The sequence below is a fragment of the Mesorhizobium sp. P2_C7 genome (assembly GCF_056404515.1).
Map to the genome: position 1 here is coordinate 252,216 of NZ_JBFUDW010000004.1, position 20,059 is coordinate 272,274.

A 20,059-nucleotide genomic window follows, 5' to 3' on the forward strand; every position below is an offset into this window, starting at 1 on the left:
GGGCTCCGAAATTCATGGTGATCAGGCGACCACGGCTTCGCCGGAGGCGGCCATGATCTGCTCTTTGGTGGCGCTGGCGCCGAATTCTGCTGAAATCCTGCCCCGGCGCATCACCACGATCCGGTGCGCGATGCTGAGGCACTCGTTGACCTCGGAGGTCGAGAAGACGACCGCCAGGCCCTGCGCGGCGCGTTCGCTCAGCAAGCGGAAGACCTCCGCCTTGGCGCCAACATCGATGCCACGGCTCGGCTCGTCGAGGAGGATGACCTTGGGGTTGGTCGTCAGCATCTTGCCGATGACGACCTTCTGCTGATTGCCGCCCGACAGCGATCCGATCATGGCATTGCCGCCCGCGGTCTTGACGGTGACCTTGCGGATCGAGTCTTCGACCAGCTCTCGCTCTCTGGAGCGAGACAGAAACAGCCCTTTTGCGAACGCCTCGATGCTGGCAAGCGAGAGATTGCGGCCGACGGTCATCGTCTGCACCAGCCCGTCACGCTGGCGGTCCTCGGGGACGAGCACAAGACCTTTGGCGATGCGCTGGGCTATGCTCATTCTCGAGACATCCTCGCCTTCCAGCAGCGCCCGGCCGCCCGCCATCGGCATCCGCCCGGCGACGGCTTCCAGCAACTCCGTGCGTCCGGCGCCCATCAGCCCATAGATGCAGACGATCTCGCCCGCCCTGACATCGAGCGACAGGTGATCGACGACGGAATAGCCCGAGCCCGAAGCGTCTATGACGCTGACATCCTCGATCGACAGGGCGACCTCGCCGAACGCATGGCCGGTCGGCGGCGAGCCGAGATCGAAGTTCTCGCCCACCATGTTGCGGACGATCCACTCGAGATCGATGTCCCTGGCTTCGGCCGTTGCCGTTATCGCGCCGTCGCGCAGGACAACGGCGTAGTCGGTGATCTGCAGCGCCTCTTCGAGGTGATGTGAAATGTAGACGATGGAAACGCCGCGGCTGGTCAGGTCACGGATCACCTTGAACAGCACCTCCACCTCGGTCGCGCTGAGCGCCGAGGTCGGTTCGTCCATGATGAGGATGCGCGAGTCGACCGACAGTGCCCGCGCGATCTCGACGATCTGCTGCTGGCCGAGGCGCAAATCCTCGACCAGGGTCATCGGGTCGATGTCCTCTTCGAGATCGGCCATCAGCGCGCGCGCCTGGCGCGATTCCTCGGCGAAGTCGAGGCCGGTCCTGGTGCGCAGTTCACGGCCCATGAAGATGTTGTCACGAACGCTGAGGTTCGGCGCCAGGCTGAGTTCCTGGTGGATGATGGAGATGCCGCGATCGCGCGCGTCCGAGGACGAGGAAAAACTGACGAGATTGCCGTCGAGCACGATGTCGCCCGATGTCGGCGTGACGACGCCGGACAGGATCTTCATCAGCGTCGACTTGCCGGCGCCATTCTCGCCGAACAGTGTGGTGACCTTGCCGCGATGGATGTCGAAATTGACGCCCTTGAGCGCGTGAACGCCGCCATACGACATGACGATGTTGCGCGCCGAAAGCACGGCGTCGCCATTCGCGGGCGCGGTGTCGGCAGCCGGTATCATTGCACCTCCAGCCTCACCGGAGTGACCAGCCAGCTCTTCGGATTGACCAGCTTGAACGCGCCGACCACCGATATGGTCTTGCCGGTCAGAGCACTCGTATCGACCTTTGCCAGGACTTCCTTCTTCATCTCGTTGTTCAGCGCCGAGCCGGCGTCCTGGTATTCGATCTGATTGGTGAACTGACCGAATGTGATCTTGCCGGTGGCGTCGCGCAGCTCGGTGCCGTTGATCGCCGGCCCCGTCTGTACGCGAACCTGCAGCGTGTCCGGCACGCCCTCGACGGCGACCTTGTAGATGCCCGATTTTCCCTCGCCGACGACGCCGGTGAACTTGACCGATATGACCGGTCCGACGCCAGCCGGCACGCCGTATTCCTTCTCGGCCGTCGCCCTGTCCTTGGCGATCGCCGTTGCCACCGTCACCGCGTCGGCCGCTCGCGCTTCGACATCGGCCTGCACCTTGGGAAATTCCGACTTGCCATAGTCGGCCGCCGAAAAGACGGCGCTGCGAACGTCGCCCGCGGATCCGATCCTGACCACCTTGGTGTCGAGCGCCATGGCGCCGAGCAGGACGACAACCGCGGCGCCGGCAAGGATGCGGCGCAGGCCGGGCGAGACCTGCCGGGCCGATGCGGTGGTGGCCTTCGCGCTCATGATGCAAACACCGGCGATGCGGGTTTTCCGTTGTCACGCATTCGACGATCCTCCGTTCACATGGCGCTTCGCCGCGCTGGCCGCTCCATTGGACTGGTTCAGTTCGACAAGGGCACGGGCGGTGCATTCATCGGTGATCAGGCCGCTCAGGTAACGGCTTTCGAGCACTGCTTTGATCGCCCGCACTTTCACCTTGCCGCCGGCGACGGCGACAATCCTGCGGCCTTTCAATTGGTCCCGCGGCAGCGCCAGGATTCTTTCCGACAGCGCCGTTTCCACAGGACGCCCCTTGTCGTCGAAGAAGTGGGCGAGCAGCTCGCCGACGCCGCCATCGCGCTTGACCTCATCGATTTCGGAATGCTCGATCATGCCGGTTGCGACCAGCGAAGCTTCCCGCTCGGCGGTCCCTATGCCGACGAACATCAGGTCGGACCGGCCTGCCAGAGCGAAGACATCGCTGATGCCGCGCTGGCCGAGCAGCACCTCGCGGTCCTCGGCGGTGTTGGCGACGAAGGGCACCGGCATCACATAGGCCTGCGCGCCGGTCCGTTCGGCCAGCCGATGCATGACGTCGTGCGGATTGGCGGCAAATTTGCGCGTCACGCCGCCAAGCAGCGAGACGAAACGGATATGGGCGGCAGGAGTGCGCGTCAGATATTCGACGCTGGCCGCGAGGGTGCGGCCATGGCCGACGCCGATCAACATGTCTTCGCCACGATCGATCTCGCGCTTCAGGAACTGCGCACCGGCGATACCCAGTCCCCTAAGCGGCAAGTCTTCCTGATCCAGATCCGGAACCACCTCGCAATAATCGAGCCCGTATGCGGCGGTCAGGCGCTGCTCCAACTCCACACACTCGGCGACGTCGCCGTCGATAAAGACCCTGACCAGACCTTCCTGGTTGGCCTTGGTGATGAGCCGATGCGCCTTGAGGCTGGTCAGGCCAAGCCGCTTGGCGACCTGGGCCTGCGTGAGACCCCCGGCAAAGTGAAGCCACGCCGCGCGTGTGGCGAGGCTGGACTCGTGGTTGCGGTTAGCGGTTCCGCCAGATTTCAAGCCATCTCCTCCCCGAGATGATATTATTATCTTTGTGTGCAAAAATTTTCATACCTTTGCGTCGCTGTCAATCCCTCCGCCTGGCTCCCAGGCCATTGCGGGGATCCACAGGCCTCGCCCCTCGCCGATACGTCGCCCTCCCGGTCGGCGTCGGTCCATTAGGAGGTCGGCATGTTGGGTTGATCATATGGCGATGTTAAATTAACGTCAATTGATGTTATCAAATGTCTTCGTTGGCGGGATCATGGAGGCGAATTCCGCCAACATGCCAATTAAGTGACTGTTTTTAATTAGATATTTTCGTCGGTATAAAAATCCCAATCCATCTGTGAGTTGGGACATTTCGGGTGCGCGGCGCAACCAGGGGCAAACCGATCGGATTGCCCAGAAAAAGCGGGATCGGCATTGTCGATGACGCGCTCAGTCCAGCCGCATCAGGTTCCTGCCTTCGAGCTCCACGACAGCGGCCTCGACTTCCTGCGCGATGCGCTTGGCGTTCCAGCCCAGCGCCCGTCCGGCGATCATGGCAATCTCCTGCAGATCGCGACTTGTCAGTGAGCCGCCTATGGCGAGCGTGCTGCGACGCATCACGATGTCGGCCAGATGTTCGACGAACTCGTTGTGGACGATGTAGTCGATCTCCGATCTGCCGTAGCTGTCGGAGTCCGGCAAATCGCCCTGACCATCTGGCCCATGCGTGGCAATCTCCAGGGCTCTGGTCCCGTAGCGCGACAGCAATTGGTCGAGACGTCGTTCCTCTACGTCCGTCTCCGCTCGGGCCTTGGCTAGCCAGCTTGCGCGTGCCTCAGCATTGGCGGGGAAATCCTTTCCGCCGCCGATCGGCATGGATTGCGTCGTTACCTTACGGCTGCGCCGCAGACGGTCGAGTATCGCGTCGGCGACTTCCTCGGCAAAGCCCCGGAATGTCGTCCATTTGCCGCCGACCAGCGAAATGACCGCGAAGGGCCTGTCCCGGTCCGGCTCGGCGACTGGAGCGGAATGATCGCGACTGATCAGGCCCGGTAGCGATGCATCGGAGGCCGGGAGCGGCCTGATGCCGCTATAGGCGTAGACGATCTGGGCGTGTTCGAAAATCATGCCCGGCAACAGCGTCCGCACGCTCTCGAGCAGATAGTCGACTTCGTCGGGTTCGCAGCGGACCTCGTCGGGGTTGTCGGCCTTGATGTCGGTCGAGCCGACCAGCGCCAGACCGAGATAGTCGTAGACAAGGCAGATGCGGCCGTCATCGGCCTCGAAATAAAGCATCCGCCCCGCCAGGCTTTTTACCAGTTCGTCATGCTTCAGCAGGATGTGCGAGCCCTTGGTGCCGCCGATCATCTTCGACGGTGCACCGAGCAAGGCGTTGACATCGTCGATCCAGGGACCGGCGGCATTGACCACCAGCTTTGGCCGCACCGAAAATGCACCACCGTTCTCCGGCTGGAAGGTCAGTACGCCATTGGCCGAAGCCACCAGTGCTGTGTAGTTCGTGCTGGCGGAGGCTGCATTGGACCGCAAGCCGTCGAGGATCAACTCGAGCACCAGCCTTTCGGGATGGCTTATCTTGGCATCGTAATAGGTGCCGGTGGCGACGATCGAAGGGTTGAGCGCCGGCATCTCGCCCAGCGCCTGCCGCCGTCCAACCATGCGGTGGTGCGGCATGACTTGGTTTCGCGAGCCGTAGAAATCGTAGATCATCAGGCCGATCTTGATCAGGAGGGCGCCACGGCTGCGCGGCGCGCTGGTCGAGCCGAACAGCGTTCGCAGCGCCGCCAGCATGCCCTTGCTCCAGGAAAAGATCGGAATGACGGTCGGCAGCGGGCTGACATAGTGCGGTGCATTCTGCAAGAGCAGGTTGCGTTCGAGCGTCGACTGCGCCACCAGCCCGAACTCGCCGGTTTCGAGATATTTCAACCCGCCGTGGATGAGCCGCGATGGCGCGGCACTGGTGCCGGAGCCGAAATCCGCCTTGTCGACGATCAGACAGCTGACGCCTTGCGCGCACAGGTCGCGAAACAGCCCCGCCCCGTTTATGCCGGCGCCAAGAATGACGACGTCGACCTCGCCGGCCGTGGCCATGGCGGCGAGACGCCCGGCGGCATCTTCCGCACCTGCTGCGTCGGCTGAGCTCATTGTGCCGTCGTCTTGACGATGCGCAGCTTCACGCCAGCCCGTTCGAGGTGCTGCGCCTGTGCATCGCCCAGCCCCTCGGTCGTCAGCACGGCATCGAAACTGGTCAGATCGCCAAAGACATGCAGTGCGATCCGGTCGAACTTCGCATGGTCGACCAGCAGGATGCGCTTCACCGATGCGGCCATCATCGCCTGCTTGACCCTCACGACATTGGGATCCTGGATGAAGGCCGTGGTTCCGGTGATGGCCGAAGCCGAACAGATCAGGACATTGGCGCGAAGCTGCGCCACGGCGTTCTCGCAGACGATGCCGATATAGGCATTGTAGGTGCCGTGGTACTTGCCACCAAGACAGATGAAGTCGATGTCGTCGACATTGGTCAGCAGCGAAGCCGTCGCCACGCTGTTGGTGATGACGGTCAGCGGCTTGACGTCGAGCAGCAGCGTGGCGACGGCATTTGCCGTCGATGAATCGTCCAGCATGACCACCTGTCCGGCTTCGACATAATCCAGTGCCGCGCGCGCCAGCGTATCCTTCTCGACCCTGTTGACCGTCACCCGGTAACGAAAGGCACTTTCGTAGAGGCCGGAAGGCTGAACCGTCACCGCGCCGTGCAGTTTGCGCAGCACGCCCTGCTGCGCCAGCCGGTCGATGTGCCGGTGGATGGTCATGCGCGATACGCCAAAATGCTCGACCAGATCGTCGATGCGCACCTGGCCGAGCTTGATCACATACTCGGCGATCTCTTCGCGTCGTTCGTCGGCCTTGATCATGCAGTCCCCTTGGTGTCTGGCCGCGCCAGCCTTTCGATCTCAGGCCATTGCGACTTCAGCTGCTCGGCGATGCGGCAATAGAGGGAAAACCGCTCGCTGAACACTGCACTGGAGGCAGGCACGGGCTGATATTGGCGCGCCGTCATGCCGACCTGCCTGGCGCCCTGTTGCGGCGTCGTGAAGATGCCGACCGCGGCGCCGGCGCAAAGGGCGGCACCCAAGGCGGCGGCCTCGTCGGTCGAGGTGATGGTGACAGGGGCGTCCAGCACGTCGGCAAACATCTGGACGAAGGCCGGATTGCGCGAACCGCCGCCAGTCAGGCGTATCTCGCGGACCGCGAAGCCCTCGCGCAAGGCTTCGACATGGGTGCGATGATTGAAAACAATGCCTTCCAGAACCGCCTTCAGCATGTCGCCGCGATCGTGCCAGCCATGCAGGCCGACAAAACTTCCGCTGGCAACGTCGCCATAGGGGGAGCCGAACAGATAGGGATGAAACAGGATGGTCGAAGGCTTCTTCAGCGCCGCGTCGATCTCTGCTGCCAGCAGTTCGTGGATGGAGCCGCCATCGGCGTTTGTCCTGTCCTGCTCCGAGCGGCAGAAGGTGTCGAGAAACCAGTCGTAGTTTGCGGTCGAGGCCGGCGAGATCGCCATGTTGTTCCAACGGCCTGCATCGATGGCGTTGCGACAGAACCAGCGCCGGTCGACGCGCGGTTTCGAAGAGACGACTTCGTTGATGGAATAGGTGCCGGCGACGATGCTGAGCACGTCCTCCTCATGGCCGCCCATGCCAAGCGCCGAAGCGGTCACGTCGTGCAGGCCGCACGCGACCGGCGTTCCCTTGCGAAGGCCAGTCATTTCGGCGGCATCGGCGGTGACCTGGCCGACGATGTCGGCCGAATGCGCCACCGGCGGCAGCGCGTCGAAAAGGTCACCCAATCCAAAGATCTGCATCGCTTCCGGGGCGTAGGCCTGCGTGCGGAAATCCGTGAACGACGTGCTGGCCTCCGTACGGTCGGTGCCGATCGTGCCGGTCAGGCAAAAGCGAAGCCAGTCCTTGCAGGCCAGTATGTGACCGATGCGAGCATAGCGATCCGGATCGTTCTGCTTGAGCCATGCAAGCAGCGCCGAAGGCGCTGAAACATGCGGCGCCTGGCCGGTGCGCGCAAGCGCTTCGTCGAAGACCAGATCCACCGACCATCTTTCGATAATTTCGCCGGCGCGGCTGTCGAGCGACAGGATTCCGGGCCCCAGCGGCCGACGATCCTTGTCGAGCAGATAGAGACCGTCGCCATGCGCGGTCGCTGCCACCGCCCTGATATCGTCCGCCGGCCGGCCACAGAGCGCGATCGCTTCCTTGATGGCGTCGGCGGTCGCTTGCCAGAGGCCCGCCATGTCGCGCTCCACCCAGCGTGCATGAGGCATCGACTGCGGCACCCGCCGGCGCGCCACCGACAACTGCGTGCCATCGGCGTCGAAGATCACCGCCTTGGTGACCGTGAGACCGTTATCGATTCCGAGCAAACTGGGCATGATCACCGCCTCTTTCGGCAACTGGCGATGCGCACTGCGCGACAATCCTGCAGGCTGGGGCAAGGGCTACAGATATGGCGACAATCAATGGACAACGGCGATACAATGCGGCTGGCACCTTGCGGATTGAACGGACCATATAGCGATGTGATTTTAACGTCAATATGTGAGACAATGCCGCTGGCATCGCTGAGAATGAGCGTTGTCGAAAATCTGAAACTTACTAACTTTCTGATTTTGTTAAAATTTTTCGCTACAAAAATATCCCACCGAGATCGTTCATTCGGTCGGAACGGCCATGCCTTTCGAACTCGAAATCTCCGCGGACGCCGTGGAATCAGGCCGACGGATTCAGGACCTCATGGATTGCTTCGACAATGAAGTCCTGCGTGGGTTCGTCCAGGTAGGGGTTCAACGGCAGGCTGAAGACTTCATGGGCCAGCCTTTCGGTGACGGGGAGCCGCCCTGCGCTACTCGAAAGAATAGGTGAAGCCCTCCTTGGAGGCGCCGACTGTCACCTTGGTCATCTTTTCGCCCCCGAGTGACCGGTTCAGCACGCCTCGGCTCAATTCCGGCAGAAGCGTGTTGGTCAGGATGGCATCGATCATCCGGCCGCCGGACTCGATCTCGGTGCAGCGGGCCTTGACCAGGTCCATGACGCCGTCGCCGATCACCAATTCCGCGTCGTTGGTTGCACGCAGCCGGCGGGCGATCTTGGCGAACTGGTGGCGGGTGATCGCTTCGATCATCGAATCCGAAAGCGGATAGTAAGGAATGGTCACCACGCGGCCCAGAAAAGCCGCGGGGAAGACCTTCAGCAACGGGCTGCGCAAGGCGGTGTCCAGATCGTCGAGCCCGGCCCGTAGCGTGCCGTTCCTGGTCCGGTCCATGATGACTTCCGAGCCGACATTCGAGGTGAGCAGGATCAGCGTGTTCTTGAAATCGATGCGCCGGCCCTCGCTGTCGTCCATCATGCCCTTGTCGAAAACCTGGAAGAAGATTTCGTGCACGTCCGGATGGGCCTTCTCGACCTCGTCGAGCAGGATCACCGAATAGGGTTTGCGGCGGACCGCCTCGGTCAGGATTCCACCCTTGCCATAGCCGACATATCCGGGCGGAGCGCCCTTCAAGGTGGAGACCGTATGTGCCTCCTGGAACTCGGACATGTTGATCGAGATCAGGTTCTGCTCACCCCCATAGAGCGTTTCGGCCAGCGCCAATGCGGTTTCGGTCTTGCCGACGCCCGAGGGGCCGCAGAGCAGGAACACGCCCACCGGTTTTTCCGGCGCGCCGAGCCCGGCGCGGCTGGTCTGCACACGCTTGGCGATCATCTCCATGGCGTGATCCTGGCCGACCACGCGTTCGGACAGGGTGGCGGCGAGCCGCAGCGCCTTTTCGGTCTGGCTCGACAGCATCCGCCCGGTCGGGATTCCCGTCCAGTCCTGAACGACCGCCGCTATGGCGTTGCGGTCGACCGAAGGCAGGATCAGCGGCGTCTCGCCTTGCGCCTCGGCGAGTTCAGCCATCAGTTCGCGCAGCCGGGCGAGATCGGCGTCCGGTACCGGTGGAGGGGCATTGGCCGCCGCCGGTGTCTCCACGTCGGCCTTGGCCGTCTTGGCCTTGGCTTTTTTGGTTTTGGGCGTTTCGGTTTGGAGCGTTTCGGTCTTGGGCGAGGGAGTCTCCGCGGCGTCCGCGCCTGCCGTCTCGGCATTGGCCTCAGGCGTCTCCACCGCATCGAGCGGCACACCTTCGCCGCGCAGCCGGGCACGCAATTCGAGTATCTCGGCAACCAGGGCCTTTTCCCGATCCCAACGTTGTTGCGCTGCGGCCAGCGAGACCTGGGTTTCGGCAAGGCCGGTGTCGACCCGCGCCTGCCGCTCGGCCACTTCGATGCCGATCGCGGCCTCGCGGCCGATGATGCCGCGTTCGACCTCCAGCGCCTGGCGGCGACGCATGATGTCTTCGACCTCGGCCGGCGTGGCATGCTGCGATATGGCGACACGGGCGCAAGCGGTGTCGAGAAGGCTCACCGCCTTGTCGGGCAATTGCCGCGCCGGGATGTAGCGATGCGACAGGCCGACCGCCGCCTCGATCGCCTCGTCCAGTATCTGCACCTTGTGGTGCTGCTCCAGAACCCCGGCCACGCCGCGCAACATGAGAACGGCCACCACCTCCGACGGCTCGTCGATTTTCACCACCTGGAAACGGCGGGTCAGCGCCGGGTCTTTCTCGATGTGCTGCTTGTATTCGGCCCAGGTCGTTGCCGCGATGGTGCGCAGTTCGCCACGCGCCAGCGCCGGTTTCAGGAGATTGGCGGCATCGCCCGTTCCTGCCGCGCCGCCGGCGCCGATCAAGGTGTGGGCTTCGTCGATGAACAGGATGACCGGCGTTTCGGACGATTGAACCTCGTCGATGACAGCCTTGAGCCGTTTTTCGAACTCGCCCTTCACGCTTGCACCCGCCTGCATCAATCCGACATCGAGCATGCGGACACTGACATCCTGCAGCGTAGGCGGCACGTCGCCCTGGGCGATACGCAAGGCAAAGCCCTCGACGACCGCCGTCTTGCCGACGCCGGCCTCACCGGTCAGGATCGGGTTGTTTTGCCGCCGTCGCATCAGGATATCGACGATCTGCCTGATCTCCGGATCGCGGCCGACGACCGGATCGATCTTGCCGTCGCGGGCGCGCTGGGTCAGGTCGGTGGCGTATTTCGCCAGCGCCGAATCCCCGCCCGGAGCCCGCTTCGGCGTTTCGGCCGTGGGAACCGAGATGGCCGCGCCGGCTTCGAGCGAACCCTCCACGACATCGGCGAACCGCGCGATGACCGCGTCGGCGTCGATCTTGTCGAACTCGGAACTGATCTTCGACAACAGGCCTTCCAGCACCGGCGTCTTCAGGCAGGCAAGGAGAATATGTGCGCTGCGGACTTCCTCGACGCCGAATTCCAGCGTCGCCAGGTTCCAGGCTTCCTGGATGGCGTGGAAGATATGGTCGGAAAATTCCTCTATCGACGTCGCGCCGTAAGGCAGCTTGTCGACGGCGCGGGTCATATCGGCGGTGAGCCGGCTCGCATCCAGTCCCGCATCGGCGACTATCATTTGCACATCGGAGCGGTCGGAAAGCACGAGTTGCTCGATGAAGTGTACGAGTTCCACGTAAGGATTGCCGCGCAGTTTGGCGGTGTCGGCCGCGGCCTTGAAGGCGCGCACCCCGACAGGATTGAGCTTGCCGACCAGTTCCTTGCGTTTGAAGCTCTGCGACGACCGGCGCTGTTCCATCGAACGTGCTCCTGCAATCTGCCAGTCGATAACCTGCCACAGAAGCCGCCGATTGACAAAGTGCGTGATGGACGGGGCTAGATGCGCAGTCAGCCGGTACTCAAGAAGGTCGCGTTTAGCTTCTGTTAATTTTTGAGCAGTCGTTGAATTGTGGTAAAGTACAACCGTGTGATAACGTCGCGTCACGTACGGTTTGACGGCCGGTCGCTGGGGGTTGGTGTGATTGATCTCGCACTCTGGCTTACTCCGCTCGACGGTGAAAATCCGTCCGGGGAGGATTTGCGCAACGACCCGGCTTTTCATGAGCTGGAGCGCCTGACGGAAGCCCAGATAAAGGTCCTCCACGACGGCAACAACAAGGCCACCTCACAAAGCACCATTCCGGCCGACTGGGCGGCGGTGCTCGCCAAGGCAGATGAATTGCGCGCGCATGGCCGGGACCTGCGCCTGCTCGTCATCGTCACGCGCGCACTGGCCAATGAAGAGGGGCTGGCCGGCCTCGCGCAGGGCCTGACCCTCATTGCGCAGACTTTCGATCAGTATTGGGAAACCATGCATCCGGCATTGCGGCCCGGCGCTTCGCCACGCGATGCCGCCTTGCGCCGCATCAACGCGCTGCTCGACCTGCAGAATGGTCAGGACGGGCTGTTGGCGAACCTGCGGCAAATGACGTTCTTTGCGCCGCGCGCTATCGGCCCGATTCAGGGCATAGACCTGGAAAAGGGTGCGCTCGACGACCGCGTCATGCTCCAGGAAGCCGCCTCGGGGTTGAATGCCGCAGAAAAGGCGGCACTGGTCGGCGCGCACGGGCAACTCTTGAATCGGGTGCGTGCCGGATGCGCGGCACAGATGGATCAAGCCAACGCAGAGATGGTCTTGCTCATCGCCGACACCCGGGCAGCGATGGCGGCCCTCGACGCGGTCGAGACCGCCCTCAACGCTCGTCTCGATGGCGGCGGCGCTCCGGTTCCGGAATTAAAGCGGTTTCTGCAGCGTTTGCTGACGACCCTCGAACGGAACTCGGCAGCCGGCGCCGTGGCCAATGGCGCGGCCAAGCCACCCCCGCCGGCAGAACCGGCAACGCCTGCTCGAAACGGTCATGGAGCCGATGCGATGGCAAGTATGGCAAGCTACGCGGACTCGAGCACGGGGCTTCCCGACCGGATTTCCTCGCGTGACGACGTGGTGAAATGCCTCGACCTCGTCGTCGCCTTCTATGACCGCACCGAGCCGTCGAGCCCGATCCCGCACCTGGCTCGGCGTGTGCGCCGGATGGTGCACATGGATTTCGTTGAACTTATGGAAGATCTCGCCCCGTCGGGGCTGAAGGAATTCCGGCTCCTTGCCGGCGTTCCCGATGCCAAGAAGGCGGCTCAGAAGGATGAAAGGTAACAACACATGCCAGCCGAAAGCAAAGCGAAGGTCATCGAACGAAATCGCGCGCCGCGGGTGCAGATCGCCTACGATGTGGAAACCTATGGCAGCCCGACGACGATCGAACTGCCGTTCGTCATGGGCGTGATGGCCGATCTTTCCGGAGCTTCGCAAACCAAGGAAGCGTCAAAGTCGGTGCTGGACCGCTCCTTTGTCGAGACCGACGCGAACCGCTTCCCCAAGTTCATGGAGGCGCTCGGTCCCCGCGTCAAAGCCCGGGTGAAGAACACGCTGCCGCAGGCCGAAGGCCAGGAGCGTGACGAGGAACTGGCGCTCGATCTCACCTTCACCAAAATGGGCGATTTCGCCCCGGACAAGATCGCCGCGCAAGTTCCGCAACTGGCCGAGATCCTCAAGATGCGTCGTCAGCTCGAGGAATTGCTGGGCTTCATGGATGGCCGCGTCGACGCCGAAAAGCGCATCGCGCAGCTTCTGAACAACGAGCCGCTTCTTGGCAAGATCGCCAGTCAGGCGCTGACCGACGACGACAAGGCAGGGGAGTAGATCATGGCCGAACAGCAAAAGACCGCCGCCGTCGCCGCCGAGGCCGAAGCCATAGACCTTGGAGAATTCAGCGGGCTCCTCGAGAAGGATTTCAAGGTCAAGAAGGACGACAGCGAGAAGCTGCAGCAGCTCGTGCGCAATCTGGCGCTGGCGGCGCAGTCCCGTTCCGACACCACGACCATCTCGTCCAATGCGATCAAGTCGATCAAGTCGCTGATCGCGGGCATCGACAAGATGCTGACCACGCAGGTCAACGAGATCCTGCATGCGCCGGAAGTGCGAGAAATGGAAGGCACATGGCGCGGCCTCTGGTATCTCGTCAACAACACCGAGACGGATCAGAAGCTGAAGATCCGGGTGATGAACATTTCCAAGGAGCAGCTGGCCGACACGCTCGAAGACTTTGAAGGCCAGATGTGGGACCAGAGCCCGATCTTCAAGAAAGTCTATACAGACGAGTATTCGATGCTTGGCGGCGAGCCGATCGGCTGCGTGGTCGGCGCCTACGAATTCTCCAACCACCCGCGCGACGTCGGTCTGCTGCGCAACATCTCCGGCATCTGCGCCTCGGCGCATACGCCGTTCATCGCAGCCGCCTCGCCGCGCCTGTTCCGCATGGACAGCTGGCAGGAATTGCCGAACCCGCAAGACCTGCAGCAGATCGTCTCCAACCCGGCCTATGCATCGTGGCAGTCGCTGCGCGAGAGCGAGGACGCTCGCTACATCGGCCTGACCATGCCCCGCGTCCTGGCCCGGCTGCCCTACGGCACCGATACCGTTCCGGTGAAGGGCTTCACCTTCGAGGAAGAGGTGCAGGGGGACCACAACAAATATGTCTGGATGAATGCCGCCTTCCCGATGGGCGTCAACATCAACCGCAGCCACAAGCTGTTTGGCTGGGGCACGCAGATCCGTGGCGTCGAGAACGGCGGCACGGTGCTGAACCTGCCGGTGCACAGCTTCCCGACCGATGATGGGTCGATCGCGATGAAATGCCCGACCGAAGTCGCCATCGACGACCGACGCGAGGCCGAACTGGCCAAGCTCGGCCTGATGCCGATCCTGCACCGGAAGAACACCGATCTCGCGGCCTTCATCGGCGCGCACTCGCTGCAGGACGACGAGACGCGGGCGGGACGGCTGGTCGACCCGGACGCACAGTCGAACGAGCGGCTGAGCGCCAACCTGCCCTATCTCTTCCCGGTTTCGCGCTTTGCGCACTACCTCAAGGCCATTGCGCGCGACAAGGTCGGCTCGTTCAAGGAGCGCTCCGACATGCAGATCTGGTTGACCGAGTGGATCAACCGGTACGTGCTGGCCAACCCGGCCTTTGCCGACGACAAGGCGCGCGCCAAGCGCCCGCTTGCCGCCGCCGAGGTTCAGGTGGACAGTGTGGAGGGGCGTCCTGGCTATTACGCTGCCCGCTTCTATCTGCGCCCACATTACCAGCTGGAGGGCATCAATGCCTCGCTCCGACTGGTGTCGGAACTACCGTCCGTGAAGACTTGATTTGCAGCAACCAGACCTTGTTTTTGTTTGAAAGCGGTGGAGAAAGACAATGCCAGTGAAGATTGATGGTTTTCTGAAGGTTCCGGATATCAAAGGCCCGAGCACCCGCGACGGCCACGATGACGAGATCGAAATCCATGGCGTCGACTACAAGATGGTCGCACCTTATGATCCGAATTCGCTCTCACGCCGTGGCCGCGTGTCCATGGGCATGATCAAATTCATCAAGCATTACGACAAATCCTCGCCCTACCTGAAGAAGGCTTTGTTCGAGAACAAGGCCCTGGATGAGGTGGTGTTCTCGGCACGGCGGACCATCGATGGTGAGACCAAGGATTACCTGGTGGTCACCCTCACCGACGCCTCGATCATGGAATACGACATGTCGCAGGCGCCGGACGAGGAAGACCTGATCCAGGAAGAGGTCAGCTTCGCCTACAAGAAGATCAAGTTCGTCTATGACGGCAATGATGAAGCCGAAATGGATGTCTATGTCGGCAAGTGAGGTTCGGCGACCCGGCGCGGGCAAGCAGCAGACTACCGGCAGCTTGCGGGCAAAAAGCGAGGCCGTCCAGCCTTCACTTTGGGATCGCCTCGTCAATGACCTGCCGGGCCTGACTTCGGAGATAGACGGGCTGCGCCATGTCTTGCTCGACGAGCTTGGCGCGGACCGTCTCGACACACTCGTCGCCGGCAGTGCGCGCGCCATAGACGCCGATGCGGAGCTGACACCCGATCAAAAACGGCGTCTGCATCGATTGGCCTTTCAGACCCAGCACCGCGTCGAGATCGAAAGCCGCGGCGTGGTGGTTTCGGCTCGCGTGCTCAGGGAAGCGGTGCGGCGTGACATCGAGGCGCTCTTCAACACCGAGCGCTTCGAGGCCACTCCGTTGCTTTCCGATCTGGAAAACGAACAGGTGTCGGACAATCCACCTTCGCTCGCCGATTTTCCGGAGGTGCGTCGAAGCGTGGTCAATTACGGCGTGCCTTCCTTCTCGGGCCGGTCGTCCCGCGACTTTGATCGCGACGTGCTGGCGCGTGAGATCCGCGCAGTGCTCGCCACCTTCGAGCCTCGCCTCAAGGAGAGCGCAACAACGGTTACGGTCACCCTCGGCGACAAGACCGTTGGCCTGAAGATCGAGATAGACGCCGTGCTGATCATGACGCCGACGCCGGAACGCATGCGCCTGCGCACCACGATCAATCTCGATAACGGCTTGGCGCGGACCGAAATTAGGGACGCCTGAGATGGATCGGGTCTTCGTCGAATATTACGAGGAGGAACTGACCCATATCCGTGGCCTTGCGGCGGAATTTGCCGACATGCATCCGGCGGTGGCGCGCAACCTTTCCCTCGATACGGTCCCATGTCCGGACCCCTATGTCGAGCGACTGCTGGACGGCGTCGCCTTCCTCGCCGCGCGCACCCGGCTCAAGGTCGATGCCGAGCGCTCGCGATTTTCACGCAGCGTGCTTGAGGTTCTCTATCCCGATCTGGTCACGCCGGCGCCGGCAACGGCGATGGCGGTGCTGAAGCCCGGCCAGCAGGTCCAGACCATGCTCGCCGGCCACGTCGTCAAACGCAACACGCGCCTGGTTTCCAGCCTGCAGCCCGGCCTGTCGACGCGCTGCACGTTCTCCACCGCGCAAGAAATGACCCTATGGCCGATAGCGGTCACTTCGGTGAGCTATTTCCAGGATCGCAGCGCGCTGGCGATGGCCGGCATAGGGCCGATCGGCGGCGTCGGCGGCGCGGCGGCGCTCCGCATCGTGCTGGCCCGAACCGGAAAAGGCAGGCTCGACGAACTGGCGCTCGACCGGCTCGACCTCTATTTTGCTGGACGCACCAAGGCGCCGCTCCTGTTCGATGCGATTTTCGGCGCCTGCTCGGCCGTTGGCGCACGCCCGGAAGGCAAAACCAACCCATTGTCACCCCTGCCGGCACCCGAAATGGTCGGCATCAGCGACGACGAGGCCCTGATGCCTCGTACCCGTCCGACATTCGAGGGGTACCGCCTGCTGCGCGAATATTTCATGATGCCCGAGCGCTTTCACTATGCGCGGGTTTCCGGGCTTCAGCCCGTCGTGCGCCGATGCGCCGCCGGGCTCGAGATCATCTTCTTGTTCAGACGCGCGGTGCCCGAACTTGCCGACCTGACACCGGCGGACTTCGAACTTTTCGCAACGCCGATCATCAATCTGTTCGAGCGTGAGTGCAACGTCATCGAGGTCGATGCGCGCAAGACGCGTCAGGTGCTGCATGCAGACCGAACGCGGGCGCGCGACTTCGAAATCTACCGGGTCATCCGCGTCGAGGATGCCGACACAGAAGGCAACGACGCCGAAATCCCCGAACTCTTCAGCCTGGGGCAGAACCGCGGCAGTGGCTGGGTCTATTCAACCGAGCGGCGCCCACGTCGGGCGACGGAGGAGGAGCGGCGCGACGGCCTGACCCGAACGTCATACACCGGGGACGACGTTTTCCTGGCCATATCCCGGCCGCTCGCAAGCCCGGCGAACCGGCCGCTCAAGCGTCTCGACGTCATGGCGCTTTGCACCAATCGTGATCTGCCGATCCTCGATGACAATCCGACATTGACGCTGGAGGCCGGCGACCCGGTCGAAAGTGTCAGGCTGCTTGGCGCGCTGCGTCCGCCACAGCCGGCCATCCCCGCGGCACTGCCGGCTGGGGCCGACGGTGAATCGCGGGCCGACGATCTTGCCTGGCGGCTGGTGGCGCAGCTCGCGCTCAATTTCCTCAGCCTTGCCAAGGAAGGCCGCGGCATCGACCCTCTGCATGCTCTGCTCGACCTCTATGCCGACCGCGGCGATCCGAGCCTTGCCCGCAATGTGCATTCGATCGTGCGTATCGACTCGCAGCCGGTCATCGAACGGCTGCAGATCGACGGGCCGATGTGCTTCGGACGCGGCACCGAAGTGACGTTGCACGTTGATCAATCGGTCCTGGCCGGCCAAAGCACCTTGCTGCTTTCGGCCTTGCTGGCGCGGCTGTTTGCCCGCCACGCCGGAATAAACGGCTTCGTGCGAACCCGCACGCGGCTGCTGCAGAAGCAGGAGGATGTGCCATGGCCGATGACGCCCGGCAATCGCTACCTGATCTAGACCAGCCCAGCCCGAACCGGGTCGAAGGTCTGTCCGAGACGTTCGACTTCTTCGAACTGCTGCGCCGTCTCGAACAGCGTAGCGGTCTGTTCGGCCATTCCGGCCGCCCCGACCGTGAGCCGGCTCGGCTCGGCCAGCATGTGCGCCTCGCCTTTTCGGCGCGGGACCTAGTTCAGTTCCGCGAAGCCGAGGGCGAGACGCCGGCCCGGGTCACGGTTGCAAATCTCGGCCTGCTGGGACCCGAGGGTCCCATGCCGCTGCATCTGACGCGCTGGGTGCTCGACCGCCTGTCGCAGCGCTGGTTCGCCGGCACCGACGCTCAGCTGACCAGCGACACGACGTTCGTGGACTTCGTCAACATTCTGCAGCACCGCATGATTGCCCTCTACTACCGGGCGTGGGCGGACGCGCATCCGGCCGTACAGGTCGAACGGGCGGTCGGCGGACGTGTTCGCGCCATGCTGGAAGCAATGGCTGGGATCGGACTTCCCGGCACCCAGGACGCCGATCTCGATACGGTAAAGCTTCGCCAGGCGGCTTCGCTCGCCAGCCAGGTCGACGGCCCGGAACGGCTGACGCTGTTCCTGGCGGAAGCATTCAAGGTGCCGGTGCAGATCAGGGAGTTCATCGCTGCCTGGATAACCGTGCCGACCAACCTCCAGACCCGCCTTGCAAAGGCCTATGCGGGGCTCGGCCGGGGGGCGACGATCGGCCCGCGGGTTTTCAACCGCCAGAGCAGGATCGAACTGCGCGTCGGCCCGCTGGGGTATGAGGACTTCAAGGCCTTCCTGCCTGGCGGCCAGCGGCTCAAACTGTTCAAACAGGCCGTTCGCGACATGATCGGGGAATCGCTCGACGTCGACCTGCGCATCGTGCTTGCGCGCGAAGCCGTGCCGCCGCCGCGCATCGGATCGGCACAGCTCGGCCGGACCACCTGGCTTGCGCGGCCCGCCGAAAGGGGCGATGCTGACGACATGCGGCTGCGGACAATCGTCGGATGGCGGCCGGAAATCGCGGGGGTCGCGGCATGAGTCTGCTGCTGACGCTGGAGCAAGGGCCACGCACCCAGGCGGTACGGCAGACCCGGCTGGACGAGGGTGAGCTGGTGATCGGCCGCAGCGCCGACGCGGGCTGGCAGATCGACGATCCAGACATGTTCGTTTCGCGGGCTCACTGCAAGATTTCTGGCGGGCGAGACGGGTATTTTGTAACCGACACGTCGAGCAGCGGATTGTTCATAAACGGCTCTGACAGCCCGCTCGGCGCCGGCAAGTCGACGCGCCTTCAAAGCGGCATGCGGCTGAGGCTGGGCGACTACATCGTCTATGTCGACCTGCAGTCGCCAGTCGCTCAAGCACCCGCAGCCGGCCAGCCGGTTCCCGAACGCGTACCGCAGCCATCTCGGGCGCCGGTGAGCATCGGCCGCGATGATTTCTTTTCCGCCAAGGTCGAAGAAGAGCCGCGACGGCCACGTCCGGCCGATCTGCCGAACCCGTTCGAGCAGCCGGTTCCGGGCGCGTTCGAGCGTGCCGCATCCCAGCGCAACTCACCTGCTTTCGATGACCCGTTCAGCCTCGATCCGGTTGCAACCCCTGTGTCGAGAAATGCCGCCCCTTTTCTCGAGCCGAGCGGTGCGGCGAACTTGGCGGACCCATTCAGCCTCGACCCGGTACCATCCCCCAGCCGCGGAGCCGAACCGGCTGCCGGAAAGCCGTCCGATTTCAATGATGATTTTGGTTTCGGACCGGCGGCAGTACCCAGTTCGGCAAACGGCGGCGGCTCGACCGGACAGCGCGAGCGCGCCGCCCAACGACCCCAATCCACCAATCCCTGGGATTTGCCCGTGCAAGCGGCGGATACCCCTCCCCCGCCACGTGCGGTCGCTGCTGCCAAACCCGCCCGCCCGCCCGCCGCGCCACAGCCGGGGGAGTCGGCGCTTCGCTCGGCATTCCTGCACGGCATGGGCGTCGAGGAAGCCGATTTCCCCGGACGCGACAGCATCGCGGAAATGGAGAAGTTTGGCCGCGAGTATCGGCTGATGATGGAAGGCCTGATGCAGCTTCTGCGCAAGCGGGCCGAGGAAAAGGGAAACGCCCGCGTCGCGCAAACCATGGTCGGAGCCTCCGAGGTCAATCCGCTCAAGTTTCTGCCAACTGTCGATGATGCCATCGTCACGCTTATCGCCGAGCGCAGCCCCGGATTTCTTGCCGGCGAAGCGGCAATCGCCGACGCGGTTCGCGATCTCGCGCAACATCACGTGCGCGCCTGGCGCGGCATACAGGCCGCCTTGCGGCGGATGATCGACCGTTTTGACCCGGCCGAGATCGAGGAAGAGCTGAAATCGAATTCGGCGATCGGCACCCTGCTTTCAGGCGGGCGCGGCGCCAAGCTGTGGGAGCTTTACCAGAAACGCCATCGTGAAATCGCCGAGAGCGCGGAAAAGAGCTTCCTTGGCGAAATCGGCGCTGATTTTCGGGATGCTTACGAGGAGGAGTGAG

At 63.2% G+C, this 20,059-nt stretch carries 15 protein-coding genes; 8 read left to right on the forward strand and 7 right to left on the reverse strand.

The window, feature by feature from the left end; all coding sequences use genetic code 11:
* Nucleotides 1-21: 21 nt before the first annotated feature.
* From AC1D2G_RS11180 to tssH, 7 genes are all read right to left on the reverse strand, one after another.
* Nucleotides 22-1,563 carry a sugar ABC transporter ATP-binding protein gene (locus AC1D2G_RS11180; RefSeq protein WP_477413938.1) on the reverse strand — a complete coding sequence of 514 codons (1,542 nt, stop codon included), beginning with the start codon at nucleotides 1,561-1,563 and terminating at the stop codon, nucleotides 22-24.
* On the reverse strand, nucleotides 1,560-2,216 hold the full coding sequence (locus tag AC1D2G_RS11185; protein ID WP_477413940.1) for a DUF2291 family protein: 657 nt from the start codon (nucleotides 2,214-2,216) through the stop codon (nucleotides 1,560-1,562). Before AC1D2G_RS11185 ends, AC1D2G_RS11180 begins: the two co-directional genes overlap by 4 nt.
* A 33-nt stretch (nucleotides 2,217-2,249) precedes the next feature.
* On the reverse strand, nucleotides 2,250-3,272 hold the full coding sequence (locus AC1D2G_RS11190; protein WP_477413942.1) for a sugar-binding transcriptional regulator: 1,023 nt from the start codon (nucleotides 3,270-3,272) through the stop codon (nucleotides 2,250-2,252).
* 420 nt (nucleotides 3,273-3,692) lie between these two features.
* Nucleotides 3,693-5,405: a glycerol-3-phosphate dehydrogenase/oxidase gene (locus tag AC1D2G_RS11195; RefSeq protein ID WP_477413944.1), complete on the reverse strand. Its 1,713-nt coding sequence runs from the start codon at nucleotides 5,403-5,405 to the stop codon at nucleotides 3,693-3,695.
* A complete protein-coding gene (locus tag AC1D2G_RS11200) occupies nucleotides 5,402-6,178 on the reverse strand; it encodes a DeoR/GlpR family DNA-binding transcription regulator (RefSeq protein ID WP_477413946.1) in 777 nt (258 codons plus the stop codon). The genes AC1D2G_RS11195 and AC1D2G_RS11200 overlap by 4 nt, the downstream gene beginning before the upstream one ends.
* Nucleotides 6,175-7,710 carry an FGGY-family carbohydrate kinase gene (locus AC1D2G_RS11205; protein WP_477413948.1) on the reverse strand — a complete coding sequence of 512 codons (1,536 nt, stop codon included), beginning with the start codon at nucleotides 7,708-7,710 and terminating at the stop codon, nucleotides 6,175-6,177. The genes AC1D2G_RS11200 and AC1D2G_RS11205 overlap by 4 nt, the downstream gene beginning before the upstream one ends.
* A 470-nt stretch (nucleotides 7,711-8,180) precedes the next feature.
* Nucleotides 8,181-10,991, reverse strand: a complete 2,811-nt coding sequence (tssH, locus tag AC1D2G_RS11210) for a type VI secretion system ATPase TssH (protein WP_477413950.1) — start codon at nucleotides 10,989-10,991, stop codon at nucleotides 8,181-8,183.
* A gap of 219 nt (nucleotides 10,992-11,210) precedes the next feature.
* Between tssH and tssA the strand changes: the two genes are divergently transcribed.
* Genes tssA through tagH form a run of 8 tightly spaced genes read left to right on the forward strand, consistent with a single transcriptional unit; the run spans nucleotide 11,211 to nucleotide 20,058 of the window.
* A complete protein-coding gene (gene tssA / locus AC1D2G_RS11215; protein WP_477413952.1) occupies nucleotides 11,211-12,383 on the forward strand; it encodes a type VI secretion system protein TssA in 1,173 nt (390 codons plus the stop codon).
* A 6-nt stretch (nucleotides 12,384-12,389) separates the two neighbouring features.
* Nucleotides 12,390-12,929, forward strand: coding sequence for a type VI secretion system contractile sheath small subunit (gene tssB, locus AC1D2G_RS11220; protein ID WP_095080775.1), 540 nt, complete (start codon nucleotides 12,390-12,392; stop codon nucleotides 12,927-12,929).
* A 3-nt stretch (nucleotides 12,930-12,932) separates the two neighbouring features.
* Complete coding sequence (gene tssC / locus AC1D2G_RS11225) at nucleotides 12,933-14,438, forward strand: type VI secretion system contractile sheath large subunit (protein ID WP_095080774.1); 1,506 nt, start codon at nucleotides 12,933-12,935, stop codon at nucleotides 14,436-14,438.
* A gap of 49 nt (nucleotides 14,439-14,487) precedes the next feature.
* Nucleotides 14,488-14,943, forward strand: coding sequence for an Hcp family type VI secretion system effector (locus AC1D2G_RS11230; protein WP_095080773.1), 456 nt, complete (start codon nucleotides 14,488-14,490; stop codon nucleotides 14,941-14,943).
* Nucleotides 14,930-15,685, forward strand: a complete 756-nt coding sequence (gene tssE, locus AC1D2G_RS11235; RefSeq protein WP_477414120.1) for a type VI secretion system baseplate subunit TssE — start codon at nucleotides 14,930-14,932, stop codon at nucleotides 15,683-15,685. The genes AC1D2G_RS11230 and tssE overlap by 14 nt, the downstream gene beginning before the upstream one ends.
* A 1-nt stretch (nucleotide 15,686) precedes the next feature.
* On the forward strand, nucleotides 15,687-17,561 hold the full coding sequence (tssF, locus tag AC1D2G_RS11240) for a type VI secretion system baseplate subunit TssF (RefSeq protein WP_477413954.1): 1,875 nt from the start codon (nucleotides 15,687-15,689) through the stop codon (nucleotides 17,559-17,561).
* On the forward strand, nucleotides 17,525-18,592 hold the full coding sequence (gene tssG / locus AC1D2G_RS11245) for a type VI secretion system baseplate subunit TssG (RefSeq protein WP_477413956.1): 1,068 nt from the start codon (nucleotides 17,525-17,527) through the stop codon (nucleotides 18,590-18,592). The genes tssF and tssG overlap by 37 nt, the downstream gene beginning before the upstream one ends.
* Nucleotides 18,589-20,058 (forward strand): type VI secretion system-associated FHA domain protein TagH, encoded by a 1,470-nt coding sequence (gene tagH, locus AC1D2G_RS11250; RefSeq protein WP_477413958.1) that lies wholly within the window; start codon nucleotides 18,589-18,591, stop codon nucleotides 20,056-20,058. Before tssG ends, tagH begins: the two co-directional genes overlap by 4 nt.
* The last annotated feature ends 1 nt before the right edge of the window (nucleotide 20,059 follow it).

What these genes read in the sequence shown, in the direction of transcription:
- AC1D2G_RS11180 (WP_477413938.1), bottom strand. Translation starts at nt 1,563, where the DNA reads ATGATACCGGCTGCCGACACCGCGCCCGCGAATGGCGACGCCGTGCTT.
- AC1D2G_RS11185 (WP_477413940.1), bottom strand. Translation starts at nt 2,216, where the DNA reads ATGAGCGCGAAGGCCACCACCGCATCGGCCCGGCAGGTCTCGCCCGGC.
- AC1D2G_RS11195 (WP_477413944.1), bottom strand. Translation starts at nt 5,405, where the DNA reads ATGAGCTCAGCCGACGCAGCAGGTGCGGAAGATGCCGCCGGGCGTCTC.
- AC1D2G_RS11200 (WP_477413946.1), bottom strand. Translation starts at nt 6,178, where the DNA reads ATGATCAAGGCCGACGAACGACGCGAAGAGATCGCCGAGTATGTGATC.
- AC1D2G_RS11205 (WP_477413948.1), bottom strand. Translation starts at nt 7,710, where the DNA reads ATGCCCAGTTTGCTCGGAATCGATAACGGTCTCACGGTCACCAAGGCG.
- tssH (WP_477413950.1), bottom strand. Translation starts at nt 10,991, where the DNA reads ATGGAACAGCGCCGGTCGTCGCAGAGCTTCAAACGCAAGGAACTGGTC.
- tssB (WP_095080775.1), top strand. Translation starts at nt 12,390, where the DNA reads ATGCCAGCCGAAAGCAAAGCGAAGGTCATCGAACGAAATCGCGCGCCG.
- tssC (WP_095080774.1), top strand. Translation starts at nt 12,933, where the DNA reads ATGGCCGAACAGCAAAAGACCGCCGCCGTCGCCGCCGAGGCCGAAGCC.
- AC1D2G_RS11230 (WP_095080773.1), top strand. Translation starts at nt 14,488, where the DNA reads ATGCCAGTGAAGATTGATGGTTTTCTGAAGGTTCCGGATATCAAAGGC.
- tssE (WP_477414120.1), top strand. Translation starts at nt 14,930, where the DNA reads ATGTCGGCAAGTGAGGTTCGGCGACCCGGCGCGGGCAAGCAGCAGACT.
- tssF (WP_477413954.1), top strand. Translation starts at nt 15,687, where the DNA reads ATGGATCGGGTCTTCGTCGAATATTACGAGGAGGAACTGACCCATATC.
- tssG (WP_477413956.1), top strand. Translation starts at nt 17,525, where the DNA reads ATGGCCGATGACGCCCGGCAATCGCTACCTGATCTAGACCAGCCCAGC.
- tagH (WP_477413958.1), top strand. Translation starts at nt 18,589, where the DNA reads ATGAGTCTGCTGCTGACGCTGGAGCAAGGGCCACGCACCCAGGCGGTA.